The 17,537-nt window shown below is 33.0% G+C and carries 12 protein-coding genes; 10 read left to right on the forward strand and 2 right to left on the reverse strand.

Annotation, left to right across the window (positions count from 1 at the left end; genetic code table 11):
- Positions 1-89: 89 nt before the first annotated feature.
- Positions 90-1,133 carry a hypothetical protein gene (locus tag ACM55M_RS04520; RefSeq protein WP_416856362.1) on the reverse strand — a complete coding sequence of 348 codons (1,044 nt, stop codon included), beginning with the start codon at positions 1,131-1,133 and terminating at the stop codon, positions 90-92.
- A gap of 258 nt (positions 1,134-1,391) precedes the next feature.
- Between ACM55M_RS04520 and ACM55M_RS04525 the strand changes: the two genes are divergently transcribed.
- From ACM55M_RS04525 to ACM55M_RS04535, 3 genes are all read left to right on the forward strand, one after another.
- Positions 1,392-1,907, forward strand: a complete 516-nt coding sequence (locus ACM55M_RS04525) for an RNA polymerase sigma factor (RefSeq protein ID WP_416856363.1) — start codon at positions 1,392-1,394, stop codon at positions 1,905-1,907.
- 61 nt (positions 1,908-1,968) lie between these two features.
- The gene (locus ACM55M_RS04530) at positions 1,969-2,883 is read left to right on the forward strand and encodes a FecR family protein (protein WP_416856364.1); all 915 of its coding nucleotides are present in this window, start codon (positions 1,969-1,971) and stop codon (positions 2,881-2,883) included.
- A complete protein-coding gene (locus ACM55M_RS04535; RefSeq protein ID WP_416856365.1) occupies positions 2,870-5,407 on the forward strand; it encodes a TonB-dependent receptor in 2,538 nt (845 codons plus the stop codon). Before ACM55M_RS04530 ends, ACM55M_RS04535 begins: the two co-directional genes overlap by 14 nt.
- 82 nt (positions 5,408-5,489) lie before the next feature.
- On the opposite strand, the gene glmM is transcribed toward ACM55M_RS04535, so the two are convergent.
- Entirely contained in the window at positions 5,490-6,878 is a 1,389-nt protein-coding gene (glmM, locus tag ACM55M_RS04540; RefSeq protein WP_416856366.1) for a phosphoglucosamine mutase, read from the reverse strand.
- Between the two features lie 119 nt (positions 6,879-6,997).
- On the opposite strand from glmM, the gene ACM55M_RS04545 reads away from it, so the two are divergent.
- The 7 genes from ACM55M_RS04545 to ACM55M_RS04575 all read left to right on the forward strand — a co-directional run bounded on the left by ACM55M_RS04545 (position 6,998) and on the right by ACM55M_RS04575 (position 17,376).
- On the forward strand, positions 6,998-7,582 hold the full coding sequence (locus tag ACM55M_RS04545; protein WP_416856367.1) for an acyl carrier protein phosphodiesterase: 585 nt from the start codon (positions 6,998-7,000) through the stop codon (positions 7,580-7,582).
- On the forward strand, positions 7,579-9,264 hold the full coding sequence (gene ggt, locus ACM55M_RS04550) for a gamma-glutamyltransferase (protein ID WP_416856368.1): 1,686 nt from the start codon (positions 7,579-7,581) through the stop codon (positions 9,262-9,264). The genes ACM55M_RS04545 and ggt (ACM55M_RS04550) overlap by 4 nt, the downstream gene beginning before the upstream one ends.
- Before the next feature lie 15 nt (positions 9,265-9,279).
- Positions 9,280-10,965 (forward strand): gamma-glutamyltransferase, encoded by a 1,686-nt coding sequence (gene ggt, locus ACM55M_RS04555; RefSeq protein WP_416856369.1) that lies wholly within the window; start codon positions 9,280-9,282, stop codon positions 10,963-10,965.
- Positions 10,966-11,005: 40 nt separating this feature from the next.
- On the forward strand, positions 11,006-11,680 hold the full coding sequence (locus ACM55M_RS04560; protein ID WP_416856370.1) for a DNA alkylation repair protein: 675 nt from the start codon (positions 11,006-11,008) through the stop codon (positions 11,678-11,680).
- 36 nt (positions 11,681-11,716) lie between these two features.
- Positions 11,717-13,501, forward strand: a complete 1,785-nt coding sequence (locus ACM55M_RS04565; RefSeq protein ID WP_416856371.1) for a chloride channel protein — start codon at positions 11,717-11,719, stop codon at positions 13,499-13,501.
- A 160-nt stretch (positions 13,502-13,661) separates the two neighbouring features.
- On the forward strand, positions 13,662-14,411 hold the full coding sequence (locus tag ACM55M_RS04570; RefSeq protein WP_416856372.1) for a LytR/AlgR family response regulator transcription factor: 750 nt from the start codon (positions 13,662-13,664) through the stop codon (positions 14,409-14,411).
- A complete protein-coding gene (locus tag ACM55M_RS04575; RefSeq protein ID WP_416856373.1) occupies positions 14,395-17,376 on the forward strand; it encodes a sensor histidine kinase in 2,982 nt (993 codons plus the stop codon). The genes ACM55M_RS04570 and ACM55M_RS04575 overlap by 17 nt, the downstream gene beginning before the upstream one ends.
- The last annotated feature ends 161 nt before the right edge of the window (positions 17,377-17,537 follow it).

Here is a 17,537-nt window from a genome sequence, read left to right on the forward strand (position 1 = left end):
ATTCTCTTTTGTATTATAAGTTTATTTTTAAAGAACAGCTACATCAAGATAAGTAGCTGTTCTTTTAAAAAGCATCAACTAAATGTAGCTTATATTTGTTTTAACACTAATGTAACAGCTGTATTAGTTGTACTTTGTAATGATATTGTTGAAGCAGTAAAACTTGTTACTTTCCAATTATTATTTAATAAAGTAAACGTAGCGTTACCAGTAAAATTTAGTTTTAGCAAAACATCTAATTCTGAGCTTACTGCATAAGTACCATTTACAGTTGTATTCAGTAGGTTTACAGCACTTACCGATAAATTATTTGCAAAATCTACCGTAAAATCTTTATAATTTGTTGCTGAGTTAACTCCAGCGCTTACAAATGAATCTACTTTAAATTTTCCATTAACTAAAATAGTTTCTAATTTTTTTGAATTTTCAACTGCTGCTGCCATTGTTGCTTCTGTTTTTAGAGATGCGTTAATACTGGATTGCAATTCAGCATCACTTGAAACAGTTGTTTTCGTTCCATCAGCAATTGTAACTGAAATCGGGTATTTTACCGAAAATAATTCTGTGCTACTTACATTAGACATATACGTATATAATTGTTGTTCGGATGTGATGACAATACTTCCTGTTTGTTGTAAACTTAAATTATAAGTTAAAATTGTAATTGGGAAACTAATATTTACAGAAGAAATAGCATCTTGACCAGAACTTTCCGCTGATGTACACGCATTAAGAATAGCATTATACTCAGTTTGATTATTAACGGTGGCCTCCGTATAGTTACTTAGTTTAACTTTTAAAGGAAATTGTAATACAACGGTATCTTGATCATTATTTGACTGTCCAAAAATAGAAATCACTTGTTGGTAATCCAATTGACTTAAAATAGAAACCTGAACTCCATTTATTTTAGCGGTAGCTGGTAATAAAATGGAAGAACATGACGCTCCATCCAAGAAATCATCAAATGAACCATCATACATAGCACTACGTTTTAAATTACTTGTTGTAGTGGAGTTCGCCGAATTTGTATTTGGATTTTCTCCTTGTACGTCATCAATTTCACTTTGACATGATGTAAATCCTAAGATGGCCATCAATGCAATTCCTGTAACAATTTTTAATTTTTTCATAATTTTCAAATTTAATGTATTTTTTATATTTACAAGCGATGTTTTTAACGCCTTTCTATTAGTAAGACAACTAGCTTTCTTTTTACCCTACTTAAATTTTAAAAAAAATATAAAATTTTACAAATAAATCCATAAAATACTATAAATCAATAAGCTAACTTTTAAAATATTTTTTATAAAAAACCAATTCTAATTAACCTAATTGCTTTTTAAAAAAATAATTTACTTTTACAACCTACAAAAATGAATTAATACTAAATGAGCGACGAAAACAGTAAACTTTGTGACGAAAATCACTTTAGAGATTTTTATCTAAAGCATGTGCAATCAGCAAATAATTTTGCTTATTACAAATGTGGTGATGACGAAGCTGCATTAGATTTGGTTCAAGATGCATTTACCAAAATTTGGGAGAATTGTTCCAAAATTGACTTTAGTAAAGTAAAAACGTATTTATTTACCAGTATCAATAATTTATTTCTAAATAACATAAAGCATCAAAAAGTAGTATTAAGATATGCTAAAGACGCTCCAAATTTAGACACCAATAATCAAAGTCCAGAATATCTATTCGAAGAAGAAGAATTCAAACAAAAACTCACAAAAGCTATCGCCTCATTAAGTGAAGTGCAGCGAGAAGTATTTTTAATGAATCGAATCGATGGAAAAAAATACAGAGAAATAACTGAACTGCTTGATATTTCCCCAAAAACCGTAGAAAAAAGGATGTCCGGTGCGCTGCAACTATTAAGAGCCCAAATAGAGAATATATAATTAGTCATTTAGCTATAGGGTAATTTAAAAGTTAGTTGTCTTATAAACATAGAGAGATAAAATGAAAACCGAAAAAGAAATATTAAAATGGTTCAATAATGAGCTTTCAAGTAAAGAAATTGAAGATTTGAAACAATCTGAAGATTTAGAAACACTTGAAAAAATTGCTCATTATGCATCACAATTGGAAACTCCAAAAGTAGATACCCACGCTGCCTTGGAAGCTTTTAAGTCCCGAAACCATTCTAAAAAGAAAACAAAAGTCAGAACTTTAAACTTCAAAGCATTCTACAGCGTTGCTGCAGTTTTGGTTGTTTTGTTGACCTCAGCCTATTTCTTGTTTTTTAACAACACTAAATCTTTCGAAACTCAAATAGCACAAACAAAAACGGTTACATTACCGGACAATTCAGAAGTGATATTAAATTCCGCTTCAAAATTAACTTTTAACGAAAAAAAATGGGCTGACAAAAGAGATTTAACGTTAAAAGGAGAAGCTTATTTTAAGGTACAAAAAGGACAAACTTTTAGTGTAAATACAGAGGTTGGGGTTGTTAAAGTTCTGGGGACACATTTTAATGTCAAAGAACGCAAAAACTATTTTGAAGTAAATTGTTACGAAGGTTTGGTCAGTGTAACGCATAATAATAAAACTATTAAATTACCTCCCGGAAAAACATTCCGAGTTATAAATGGCATTATCGAAAATGTTGAAGATTTTAATGCCCAAAATCCTTCGTGGATTCAACAAGAATCGAGTTTTAAGAAAATTCCATTAAATCAAGTTATTTCAGAACTGGAGCGTCAATACGATATAAAAATTAAAGTAGAAGGCGTAGATACTTCTAAACTGTTTACAGGAAGTTTTACACATACTAATAAAGAAATAGCGCTTCAGGCGGTTACAATTCCGCTTCAATTAAGTTACAGGATTCAAGGTAAAACCGTTATATTTTACAACTATGATGTTAAATAAATGGCTGGTTTATTTGCTCCTTTGTATGGGAAGTATTTGTTATGGACAAAATAACGCTAATAAAATCCCTTTAACGGAGGTCATTGTGGCTGTCGAAAAACAATTTAGCATTAAGTTTTCGTATGCCGTTGCAGATGTAGCCGCTATTGCAATTGAAAAACCAGATACTTCCTTTACATTAAAAGAAACGATAGCTTATTTAAATTCGAAAACACTTTTAAATTTCAAAGCTTTAGACAATCGATATGTTACTGTTTCGACCATAAACAAAACGATATCCATTTGCGGAATTGTTTTATCCAACGAAAAAAAAACGCCTCTTATTGGTGCTTCAGTAGTTGTAAATGACATTGGAAGAAGTGTAATTACAAATGAAAATGGTAAATTCAATTTACAGAATATACCCATAAATGCAACGTTAACCATTTCCTATTTGGGTTTTGAATCCAGACAATTGGCGGCAAATGAGTTATTTTCAGCACAAAACAATTGCAAAGAAATTGTTCTTTCCACAAAAAATGAAGAATTGAATCAGGTTTTGATTAATGTCTATTTAACTCCCGGATTACAAAAATATTTAGACGGAAGTACGGTTTTAAACACTAAAAAATTCGGTATTCTCCCCGGATTAATAGAACCCGATATTTTACAATCCATACAAGCGCTTCCCGGTGTGGAAAGCACCAATGAAAGTATTGCTAACATCAACGTGCGTGGAGGAACTAACGACCAGAATTTAGTGCTTTGGGATAATATTAAAATGTACCATTCCGGCCATTTCTTTGGACTAATATCGGCTTACAATCCCAATCTGACCAACAAAGTTATCGTTAGTAAAAACGGAACAAGTGCGGAATACAGCGATGGAGTTTCCAGTACGATAAACATGCAAACCAAAGACGATGTTACAACCGTTTTTTCTGGAGGCGGAGGAATTAACTTGATTAGTGCTGATGCCTTTTTAGAAATTCCGATAACTAAAAAATTAGAACTTCATATTTCAGGACGTCGTTCGATTACTGATTTGTATAAATCTCCTACGTACACTAAATACTTTGACCGTAGTTTTCAAGATACTGAAATCAATGCAGATAGTGACCAGAATAATACGTCTTCTGATTTTTACTTTTATGATTATACCGCTAAATTACTTTTCGATTTGAATGAAAAACATCAATTCAGAGCGAATATTATTGGCATCAATAACGCTTTGGATTATTCAGAAAGCCGCATTACAAATTCAAACCAAACCCAATCTAAAACCAGTAATTTATCCCAGAAAAATATTGGTTACGGAGGAAATTGGAAAGCACAATGGAATTCAAAATTAAGTTCAAACTTCATCACTTACTTTTCCAAATATAATATTGACGCTGCGGATTACAGAGTGGAAACGGATCAGCGCTTGACTGAAGCTAATGAAGTGCTGGAAACTGGAGTTAAACTCAATACACATTACAAAACTAATGACAACTTAAATTTCTTGTTTGGATACCAATTCAATGAAACGGGGATGTTGAACCAAACCACCGTTAGTGCTCCGTTTTACTCTAGCACTAAAAAAGATGTTTTATTAAATCACGCCTTATTTTCTGAGGTGGAATACAATAAAAACAATACCTATTTAAGAGTTGGATTGCGTTTGAATTATTTTCAAAAATTTGAAAAGCTTTTAGTCGAGCCAAGATTAAACATCAGACAGAAATTATCTGATCAATTTGCTTTAAAATTAGAAGGGGAATTCAAAAATCAATCTACTACTCAAATCGTGGATTTTGAAGATGATTTTTTAGGTGTCGAAAAAAGACGTTGGGTTTTAGTAACCGATAAAGACATTCCAATTGCAACGAGCAAACAAGGTTCTTTTGGTGTGGAATTCAATAAAGACAAACTAAATATTGAAGCTACAGGTTTTTATAAGATAGTTGACGGCATCACGGCTTCTAATCAGGGTTTCTACAACAGCTTTCAGTTTAATAATGCAAATGGAAGTTATACCGCCAAAGGTTTTGAATTTTTAGCCAATAAAACAGCACGTCAATATAGCGTTTGGGTAAGTTACACATTTAGTACAAATGACTATGAATTTGATACTTTTACGCCCTCAACCTTTCCTAATAATGTAGATATAAGGCATTCTGTATCACTTGGTTTTTATTACAATATTCGTAAAAATCTAAAAATTGCTGTTGGTGGTATTTGGAGAAATGGTCAGCCGTATACAAAACCAATTGGAGGTAAAGAAACCATACAAAACGGAAATACTACCATGGTGAACTATGATTCGCCAAACAGAGAAAATTTAAATGATTTCATCCGTTTAGACGCTTCTTTAAATTACAATTTCAACCTGACGGAATCTATTAAAGCTTCTTTTACTACCGGTGTAATTAATGCTACCAACAAAGATAATGTTATCAATCGGTATTACAAAGTCAATCCAAATGACTCGAATGATGTCGTTCAAGTAGATAATAAATCGCTTGGCTTAACGCCAAATATAAGTTTTAGAGTGAATTTTTAATTTCATTTTATGCTGTATCTTAAAAAACAAAAACCTTTCAAATACTATTTTGAAAGGGTTCTGTTTATTTAAAAATGCTAAATTATATTCCGGCAACTGTTTTTATTTCGTCAATAATTCTTAGCGCCAAAGCATCTGCTTTTTCTTGAGAAGCCGCTTCGGTATAAATACGTATAATTGGCTCCGTATTCGATTTTCTTAAGTGAACCCAATTTTCAGCAAAATCAATTTTTACACCGTCAATAGTAGTAATATCTTCATTTTTATATTTTTCCGTCATGGCAACAAGAATCGCATCAACATCAATTTGTGGCGTTAATTCAATTTTGTTTTTGCTCATGTAATATTCCGGATACGAAGCACGCAAAGCAGAAACTGTCATTTTTTTGTTGGCCAAATGTGTTAAAAACAAGGCTACTCCCACCAAACTATCACGTCCGTAATGCAATTCCGGATAAATAATCCCACCGTTTCCTTCACCACCTATTACAGCGTTATTCTTCTTCATTAATTCCACTACATTCACCTCACCTACCGCACTGGCTTCGTAGCTTCCGTTATGCGCATTTGTCACATCACGCAACGCACGGGAAGATGACATATTCGAAACGGTGTTACCCGGAGTTTTACTCAATACATAATCGGCACAAGCCACCAAAGTATATTCCTCTCCAAACATTTCACCGTCTTCGCAAATGAAAGCCAAACGATCCACATCAGGATCAACCACAATTCCTAAATCCGCTTTTTCTTTTACAACCAATTCCGAAATATCCGTCAAATGTTCTTTTAAAGGTTCGGGATTGTGAGGAAAATGACCATTCGGTTCACAGTATAATTCTACTACTTCAACGCCCATTAATTCCAATAATCTTGGAATAATAATTCCTCCCGAAGAATTTACACCATCAACCACCACTTTGAATTTAGCGGCTTTTACTGCATCAACATCAACTAATGATAAATTCAAGACTTCATCAATATGAATATCCATGTACGCATCGTTAATCATAATGACTCCCAAATCATCTACATCCGAGAAATCGAAAGCTTCTGCTTCTGCAATTTCAAGAATTTTAAGTCCTTCTTCTCCATTCAGGAATTCTCCTTTTTCGTTCAATAATTTCAAGGCATTCCATTGTTTTGGATTGTGCGAAGCGGTAAGAATAATTCCACCCTCGGCTTTTTCTAACGGAACAGCAACTTCAACCGTTGGCGTTGTCGAAAGACCCAAATCAATCACGTCAATTCCTAAACCAATTAAAGTATTTACCACCAAATTGTGAATCATTGGTCCCGAAATACGGGCGTCACGACCTACTACAACAGTGATTTTTTCTTTCCCAATATATTTTTTCAACCAAGTTCCGTACGCCGAAGCAAATTTAACCGCATCAACCGGTGTAAGATTATCGCCCACTTTACCGCCTATAGTCCCACGAATTCCTGATATTGATTTTATTAAAGTCATTGATTATTATTTTAAATTTTGAATCCTAAATTTTAAATTGCCCGCAAATATAATAATTGACGGTTTATAAAAGTCATTTAGAATTCAAAAATCATCATTTAAATTCCTAAATTAGGCGAATGAATTTTCTAGCACACATCTATCTTTCCGGTGACAATGATTTAATCAAAATAGGCAATTTTATGGCCGATGGAATTCGGGGGAAACATTTTGAAAGTTATCCTTTAGAAATTCAAAAAGGGATCATTCTGCATCGAGCCATCGATACTTTTACTGACGCTCATCCCATTTTTAGACAAAGCACCAAAAAACTACATGCGAAATACCATCATTACGCGGGTGTAATTGTAGATGTTTTTTACGACCATTTTTTGGCTAAAAACTGGAAGAACTATTCAAATGAGAAATTGGAGGAATTTGTAGCCCGCTTTTATCAATCTTTACAAGACAATACTGCGATTCTATCTGAAAGAACCCAGCAAATAATGCCGTATATGATCCAACAAAATTGGTTGGTGAGTTATCAAACAGTTGAAGGAATTAATCAAATTTTGACTCAAATGGATCATCGGACTAAAAATGAATCTAAAATGAGATTTGCCACTAATGAACTTTCGGAATTTTATTCGGAATTTGAAAACGAGTTCACCAATTTTTTTGAAGAACTGATAATCCATTCCAATAATAAAATAAGAACCCTATGAAAAAAATACTTTTTCTCCTTGCATTTGCTGTTTTAGGTTGCAAATCGAATGAAAAAACTGTTCAACCAACTGGTTTAGTCACAACAAAAGCAATGGTTGTTTCAGCGCGTGAAGAAGCTTCACAAATTGGGGTCGAAATCATGAAAAAAGGCGGGAATGCTTTTGATGCTATGGTAGCCACTGAACTGGCCCTGGCCGTTTCCCATCCTCAGGCAGGAAATATTGGCGGCGGCGGTTTTATGGTTTTCAGAAAAGCCAATGGTAAAACTGGAGCTATCGATTACAGAGAAAAAGCACCTTTGGCAGCGTCTAAAGATATGTTTCTGGACGAAAAAAAAAATGTAATAGCGGGTAAAAGTAGAGAAACCGCTTTGGCATCCGGAATTCCGGGTACCATAGCAGGAATATTTGAAGTACACAAAAAATATGGCTCTTTACCTATAAGTGAAATTCTGAAACCTGTAATTGCTTTGGCTGAAAGAGGTGTTGTTGTCACTAAATTTCAAGCTGAAAGCTTGGCCTATTATAGAGCTTCTTTCCTGAAAAGTAATGGCCCGAATAGTTTGCTTTCCAAAGCATATAAAGAAAATGACACGATAAAATATACTGCTTTGGCAGCCACATTAAAACGAATTGCCATAAACGGTCGGGACGAATTTTATAAAGGAGAAACGGCTCAAAAATTAGTTGCTTTTCTTGCTAAAAAAGGCGGAAATGCCACATTAGAAGATTTAAACAGTTATAATGCCAAATGGAGAACTCCAATTACTTTTCAGTATAAAAATTTAAAAATTACTTCCATGTCACCTCCCAGCAGTGGCGGAATTTGTCTGAATCAAATCATGAAAATGATTGAGCCTTTCAACCTTTCACAAATGGGACACAACAGCGTAAAAACGATTCAAATAATCACTGAAGCAGAGCGAAGAGCCTATGCCGACAGAAATTACTTCTTGGGTGATCCAGATTTTGTAAAACTTCCGTTGAAAGAATTAGTAAATCCATCCTATTTAGAAAAAAGAATGAGTGATTTTTCATTAGATAAAGCTTCAAAATCCTCTGATATTGCCCATGGAGTAATCAAAGGATATGAAAGCAACCAAACTACGCATTATTCTATTGTAGATTCAAAAGGAAATGCTGTTTCGGCAACAACTACTTTAAATGATAATTATGGTTCTAAAATATATTGTGATGAATTGGGTTTCTTTTTGAATAATCAAATGGACGATTTCAGCGCCAAACCGGGAGTTCCAAATTTATACGGATTGACTGGAAGCGAAGCCAATAGCATTGCTCCCGGAAAAAGAATGTTAAGTTCCATGTCACCAACGATTGTGGAAAAAGAAGGGAAACTTTTTATGGTTGTGGGTACACCTGGGGGTTCAACTATAATTACATCGGTTTTACAGACGATATTGAATGTGTATGAATTTGGCATGAGCATGCAAGTAGCAGTAAATGCGCCCCGTTTTCATCATCAATGGTTACCTGATGAAATTACTTTTGAACCATATTCTTTCGCTAAGGATCTATTAGAACAATTGAAAGGAAAAGGATATTTTATCAATGAAAAAAACAAAGAAATCATTGGCGAAGTAGATGCTGTTTTGATTTTACCTAATGGAAAATTGGAAGGTGGCGCAGATAAAAGAGGTGACAACAAAGCCGTTGGTTTTTAAATTTATAGTATTCGAATGAAAAAAATTATTATTCTATTGAGTGTTCTTTCTATTGGTTGCAAAACCCAAAATGTAATGGTTCAACCAACAGGACTAGTTGCTAATAAAGCAATGGTCGTTTCGGCACGTGAAGAAGCTTCAAAAATTGGAGTTGAAATTATGAGAAAAGGAGGGAATGCTTTTGATGCTATGGTTGCAACCGAATTGGCTTTGGCGGTAGCCTACCCGTTTGCAGGAAATCTTGGCGGTGGTGGTTTTATGGTGTATCGAAAAGCAAACGGCGAAATTGGTTCATTGGATTACCGCGAAAAAGCGCCATTAGCAGCCACGAAAGACATGTTTCTTGACGAAAAAGGAAATGTTATAAAAGGAAAAAGTACCGAATCTCCTCTTGCCATTGGAGTTCCTGGAACAATTGCTGGTATTTTTGCAGTTCATGAAAAATTGGGTTCATTACCGATTGAAGAAATTCTGAAACCTGTAATTGCATTAGCAGAAAGAGGTGTTATTGTGACCAAAAAACAAGAAGAACGATTGGCTTCTTATCGAGCCAAAATCATAAAAATAAATGGAGACAAAACATTATTTGCAACTGCTTTCAAAGAAAATGATGTTATAAAATATCCTGCTCTGGCAGCTACATTGAAAAGGATCTCAAAAAATGGCAGAGATGAATTTTACAAAGGGAAAACTGCTAAAATATTAGTTAAATATCTTCAGGAAAAAGGAGCGATAATCACTTTGGAAGATTTGGCTAAATACGAATCCAAATGGAGAACACCACTTACTTTTGATTACAAGGATTTAAAAGTAATTTCTATGCCTCCACCCAGCAGTGGCGGAATTTGTCTGGCTGAAATATTTAAAATGATTGCACCTTTCGACCTGGCTAAAATGGGACATAACTCAACCGAAGCCATTCAAGTTATTGTAGAAGCCGAAAGAAGAGCCTATGCGGACAGAAGTTTTTATCTGGGCGATCCTGATTTTGTAAAAATCCCTTTGAAAGCCTTAATGGATGATGATTATTTGAAACAAAGAATGTCAAATTTTAGTTTTGAAAAAGCCACTTTATCATCGGATATAAAAAAAGGAAAAGTAACTTATAATGAAAGTACAGAGACTACCCATTATTCTATTGTAGATCAATTTGGCAATGCAGTTTCAGCCACCACAACATTAAACGATGGTTATGGTTCTAAATATTACTGTGATGAATTGGGTTTTTTCCTAAACAATGAAATGGACGATTTCAGTGCCAAACCAGGTGAACCGAATATGTTTGGATTAGTGGGAAATGAAGCCAACAGTATTGCGCCACAAAAACGAATGTTGAGTTCTATGACGCCAACTATTGTAGAGAAAAACGGCAAATTATTTATGGTTGTGGGTTCTCCGGGCGGTTCTACAATTATCACATCAGTATTGCAAACGATATTAAATGTTTACGAGTATCGTTTGAGTATGCAAGAAGCCGTAAATGCACCCCGTTTTCACCATCAATGGTTACCGGATTTAATAACTTTTGAACCCAATACATTCGATACTAAAACCTTTGAAAACTTAAAATCAAAAGGATATCTTATCAATGAAAAAACAACACCCGTAATAGGAAAAGTGGATGCCATTTTAGTTTTACCAAGTAAAAAACTCGAAGGTGGCGCTGATTTTAGAGGAGACGATAAAGCGGTTGGATTTTAGCCCTTCGACTGCGCTCAGGATGACTAAAAATTTAATATTTATGAACTTTATACTTGCTTTAGAAAACGCTTTTACAGCAAATAACAATTCGGAAAATGCTTTTGCGATGGCAAAATACATGAAGAATAATTTTTCGTTTTTTGGAATAAAAACAGAGGAACGAAGACTTATTTTCAAGGGAATTTGGAAAGAAAACAAACAAGAAATTAGAGCAAACGCTAGAGCAATTGTATTAGATTTATATTCAAAACGAGAACGGGAATTTCATTATTGTGCCATTGAAATTTTAATAAAAGAACTCAAAGGAAATTATAAAAAAGAAGATATTCAACTGATTGAAAAACTGATAGGCAACAATTCATGGTGGGATAGCGTGGATACGATTGCAAAATATATTTTAGGAGCATATTTATTGGAATTTCCATTGGAAACCAAAAATGTAATTGAACGATTTTCAAAGTCAGAGAACATATGGTTGAACCGAAGTGCTATTTTATTTCAATTGAATTACAAACAAAAAACAAATTCTGATTTTTTATTTTCAGAATGCTTAAAACAGGCGCATTCTAAAGAGTTTTTTATCCAAAAAGCAATTGGTTGGGCTTTACGGGAATATGCAAAGACCAATCCTGAGGCGGTGCAGAATTTTGTTTTAAACAATAATTTAAAACCATTAAGCACAAAAGAAGCATTAAAAAATATTTGTTGCCTTTAAAATAGTAGTAATTTTGCACCCTTTTAAAAAATTATAATGTTCAAAAAATATTTATCCAAGTTAGAAATAATAATAGCTTTTGCGCAATCCATGTTAACGCCAAAGCAGTTTATCTTTTTATCGGCTGTATTAGTTGGCATTTCCGCTGCTTTTGCAGTTATCGTTTTAAAAACTTTTGCGCACTGGGTTTTCTCGTTTGCTACGTATGTCAGTGGAATTTTAAAATTGGGATTCATCAATAGTATTCTACCAATCATTGGGATTTTACTTACCGTTTTTGTAGTCAAAAGAGTTTTGGGAGGAACCATTGAAAAAGGAACTTCTCAAATTTTGTATGCTGTTGCCAAAAAAGCGAGTATTATTCCAAAAAAACAAATGTATGCCCAAATCGTAACGAGTTCCCTAACTGTTGGTTTAGGAGGTTCGGCAGGTTTAGAAAGTCCAATTGTAATTACGGGCGCCGCTTTTGGTTCTAATTATGCTCAAAAATATAAATTAAGTTATAAAGACCGAACACTCCTTATCGGTTGCGGTGTTGCCGCTGGTATTGCCGCTGCCTTTAATGCTCCTATTGCGGGAGTTTTGTTTGCGATTGAAGTTTTATTGGTCGATGTCAGTATTTCGGCATTTACTCCCATTATGATTGCGGCTGCGACAGGCGCATTAGTTTCGGTTATAGCTTTAGATGAGACCATTTTATTGTCCTTTAGACAACAACAAACTTTTGATTATCACAACATTCCTTTTTATGTACTTTTAGGATTACTCACCGGATTTATTTCTGTTTATTACTCTAGAAATTTTGAAAGAGTAGAACATTTTTTTGAAAAGCTTAAATTTTCCCCTTATAAAAAAGCTTTTTTTGGGGCTTCAGTTTTGGCCATTCTAATTTTTATTTTCCCGACGCTTTTTGGAGAAGGGTATGAAAGTATTAAAACGTTATCCGAAAATGATCCTGGCCAATTATTAGAAAATACGCTGTTTGATGGATTTAGAAATAACAGTTGGGCACTTTTGGCCTTTGTTGGTGTAACGATGATGCTTAAAGTTTTTGCAACCGGAATTACGCTCGGTTGTGGGGGAAATGGGGGGAACTTCGCTCCTTCCCTATTTTTAGGCTCCTATGTTGGTTTTTTCTTTTCTAAATTTCTAAATCTTACCGGATTGACAAAACTGCCAATCAGTAATTTTACAATGGTAGGAATGGCCGGAATATTAAGTGGTTTGTTTCATGCACCATTAACTGCGATTTTCCTTATCGCAGAAATCACTGGAGGGTACAACTTAATGATTCCGTTAATGATTGTTGCTTCTATCAGTTTTGCTATTTCCAAACGATTTGAAAAACATTCGATGGATGTAAAAAATTTAGCCAAAAAAGGACATGCTTTTACCAGCAATAAAGACACCAATGTACTCTCTACATTAGACACTAATTCCATCATTCAAACGGATTATTTAACCGTTTCTCCAGATGAAAATCTGGAAAAATTAGTGGATTTAATTTCACATTCCAATCAGGTTATTTTTGCTGTCGTAGATAAGGACCTAAAAATGATAGGAATCGTTCATTTTAATACCATTAGAGAAATTATTTTCAATCCCTATCGCGTAAAATATACTTTGATAAAAGAAGTTATGATTCCGCCTATAGAAATAATATCCCCAGAAGATAGTATGGAAACGGTAATGAATAAATTTGAAAAAGCGAAAGTTGTTTTTCTACCGGTAATCAAAGAGGGTAAATATTATGGTTTTATTTCCAAATCTATCGCTCTTGAGGCCTATAGAGCCAAACTAAAATCGATGACGATAGAATAAATTATAATATTTCTTTTAACATAAACTTCTAAAGTGTTCTATCGAAAGAATAAATCAAAATGGTAACTTTGCTTTTTTGCAAAAATTATGTTAAAACAAGTCAATTATTTTATTTATTAGCTAATTATTTGCGTTTATAATTGAAGTAAAATATAAATCCATGAAAATTAAAGCAATCATCATTGATGATGAAGTAAAATCCCGTGAACTGATACATACCTTTTGTAAAACTTACCTTGAAGATAAAATTCAGATTTTAGATTTGTGTAATTCTGTTGATACGGCGATTGTTTCTATCGAAAAAAACAATCCCGATTTAATTTTTTTAGATATTGATATGCCTGAAAAAAACGGTTTTGATTTGGTAAATCATTTTACAAACATAAATTTTGAAATTGTTTTTGTTACTGGACACAACAATCATTTCACCGAATCAATAAAATATTGTGCGCTTAACTATTTAATGAAACCAATCAATCCATTAAATCTAAAATCAATAATCGAACAATTTGAAGTCAAAGCGCTAGAAAAAAAATCATTAAATCGATTTGAAGTTTTAAAAAGCAATTTAAACAGCGACAAAAAATCGATTGTTTTTCCGAATAATGACGGTTTTAAAGTAGCATTGGTTTCAGATATTATTAGTTGTGAAACTGAAAATGGCAATGGGAAATGCAAAATTGAAACCACCAAAGAAACCATTGTAGTCACAAAATCATTAAAGGAAATGCTCCAATTACTTCCTGAAACTATTTTTATCAAAGTCAGTGGCAGTGCAATAATCAATAAAAAAATGGTGGAATTATTTAATAGTAAAGATTTTAATTTAAGAATGAACAATGGTCGTACCATAAAAGTTTCTGAAAAATTTTACAACAAAACAGAATTAATGGATGCGATTTCGAATTAAAATTTTACTTCTCTTTTTATTTTTAAGTACTTTTTCTTTGCAGGCACAATACAAGCCGTCAAAAAACTATACCACTGCAGATGGATTGCCCAACAACGCTGTCCGTTCTTTATTTTTAGACAAAAAATTTGATTTGTGGATTGGTACTGAGAACGGAATTTCGAAATTAAAAAATGGTGCTTTTACAAATCTTATCCTTCCAAATACTATCAAAAATAATAGTTGTTGGGATATTACTCAGGATACAGACGGAAATATGTGGTTTGCCAGTTATGGTGGTGGAGTTTATAAATTTAATGGTAATAAATTCACTATTTTCAATCACAAAAACGGCTTACCAATAGATAGAACCCGCAAATTATTATCTTACAAAAACAACATTTTTGCAGGTACAGAATTGGGTATTGCTATTATCGATACTAAAACCAATAAAATAATAGTCCCAAAAGGAATTTTGCCTCATTTTGGTGTTTTTATAGTTAATGATTTTTTAGTATTTAATGACGAAGTTTATTTTTCAACTTCAAATGAAGGTTTATTTAAAATCATTTATACAAACAATGTACCGCTTATAAAGCAAGTTTATAAATATCAATTTGCATATAGTTTAGGATTTTATGACAACACCATTTTTAGTTGTAACAAAGGGTTTATAGATAGTTTTAAAATTCAAGAACTAATTTTAGGAAAAATAACAAGTCAAAAATTTGGTAAATCTGTAGTTTGGGATTTTGCAAAAGACAAATACAATACCATTTATGCAGCGGCTTGGGGCGTTTTTGATTTAAGCGGAGGGCTTTATTCGATTGCCAATAATCAAATGACAAACATTTCAGAACAATACGGAATTGATTCCAAAAATTTGTTGAATGTTTTTTACAGTCCAAAAAAAGACATCCTTTATGTAGGTTCAAAAGACAAAGGAATTTACGAAATTCAATTGGATAAAACTATTGATTACAATCCATTTAACAACAAAGCAATTGTTGATTTTGAAGCTTTAAATAACCAAAAAATTGTACTTCATCAAGATGGGATTTCATTTTTGGATGCTGAAAATTCCATTTCGAAAACAATTTATTTATCTGATTTTAAAAAGTTTGAAATCCAATACATTAAAAATTTAAAACAAAAACTACCTACACATGAAGATGGCTATTACGAATTAGATTATTCTATTCCAGCTCCAGACATTGAGTTTTATGAAATTCTAAAACATCAAAAATCCTTATGGATTACGAGTAATATTGGTGTTTTTGAAATGAATTTTGGAGGTGAAATTATTAATTATGTTCCGATTCACAGTTATAAAATTGGTTTTACCAATGATGATACATTCATAGAAACCATTCCTTATGCTGGCGTTCGGGTGTATGATGATGTGTATCATTTGAAAGCCAAACACTTTTCGGAATTTGATAAAAATACACCTTTGGATATTGTTGGAATTTTAAATACGGATGACAAAACCTATTTAATTTCTGTGTTTCAAGGATTGTTTGTACATCAAAATAAAGTATTTCAATCGCTGCTAAAGGATAAAATTTGGAAAGAAAGCAAACTAAAATTCATTACCAAAAACAAAAAAGGGAACTTAATAATTGCTTCAGAATTTGGTACTGTTACCGTAATCGATATTGCAAAATCATTTAGAATACTCAAAACAATTCCAAAAAATCAGATTATTGGGAATACCATAACTTTTCTTGAAAGTTACAAAGATTTCATTTTTATTGGCACCGAGAAAGGAATCAACATGTACCGAAACGGAATAATTCAATTGTTTGACAAAGAGCAAGGATTAAAAGATCCGGCAATTAGCAGTTCGCATATTTTTGAGAACCAATTATGGCTAGGCACCAAAAAAGGATTTTACACTATTGATCTAGATAAACTTACCACAAATAAAAACACCGTTTCCAGTATCGAAATCAGGGCAATTGCCATCAATTCAGTTCCAATAAATCAATCCAATTTTCGTTGGTTTTCTTATGTTTCTGACCAATTGACTTGCAATTATGAGCACAATACTATTGCTGTAGATTTTGTGCCAAAAGGGCATTCTTTCCCTAACAAATTAAAATTCAGATACCGATTAAAAAAGACAAATCGTTGGAGTCCGTATTCTGAAAAGCCTTTTGTTTATTTGTCCTATTTGCCTAATGACATCTATAATTTAGAAATTGAAGTTTTAGATTTGAATGCGGGAAAAACATCGCGTTTTAATATTTTAAAAATCAGTATCCAGCCTCCTTTCTGGAAAACGGGATGGTTTTATGGTCTAATAGGAATCATATTGATTTTAGGAGCTGTTTTTATAATTTTCAGCATAAAAAAGCGAGCCGAGCAAAAAGCCGAAACTGAAAATCGAATTGCCAAAGCAAAGCTTGAAGTATTATTGAGCCAGATGAATCCTCATTTTACATTCAATGCTTTGACTACAATTCAGAGTTTTGTTTTTAATAAAGACGCACATAATTCGGCTATTTATATTAGCGAAGTGGCTAGTTTAATGCGACAAACATTAGACAATTCCGCGAGGCAAACCATCACAATCGAGGATGAAATAGGGTATTTAAAAACCTATATTTCGATAGAAAACCAACGCTTTGATAATCGCATTCAATATCAAATAATAGTTGATGAAGCTATAGATATGGCATCTATCGAAATTCCAACTATGTTATTACAACCGTTTGTGGAAAATATTTTCAAACATGCTTTTGATGAGGAGTACCTACATCCTACTTTCAAAATTGAGTTTACAATCCTTGACAACGACCAATTGCAAATCCTAATTTCCGACAACGGAAAAGGCAATACAAAAACCACAAAAACGCATATTTCTATGGGGATTGCCATAGCCAAAGAACGCCTACAAATTATGCAACCCACCAATTTGGATCCCATTAAAATTGATTTCTCAGAAAAAGGAACTACTGTAAAAATCCGACTAATAATTTAGGAGAAAAAATTACAGCACAGAATACCCATTTTATAGGATAGAAACTTCGAATTATATGATTGGTTTTTTTTATTGTTTTTATCTTTTTAGATTTGGTTTTTAACCTATAAAACCAAAGAAATTAAAAACACACTAATACAAAAATAATATGGGCAGATTTG

Origin of the sequence: Flavobacterium galactosi (genome assembly GCF_048158585.1) — a bacterium.
Lineage (GTDB): Bacteria > Bacteroidota > Bacteroidia > Flavobacteriales > Flavobacteriaceae > Flavobacterium > Flavobacterium galactosi.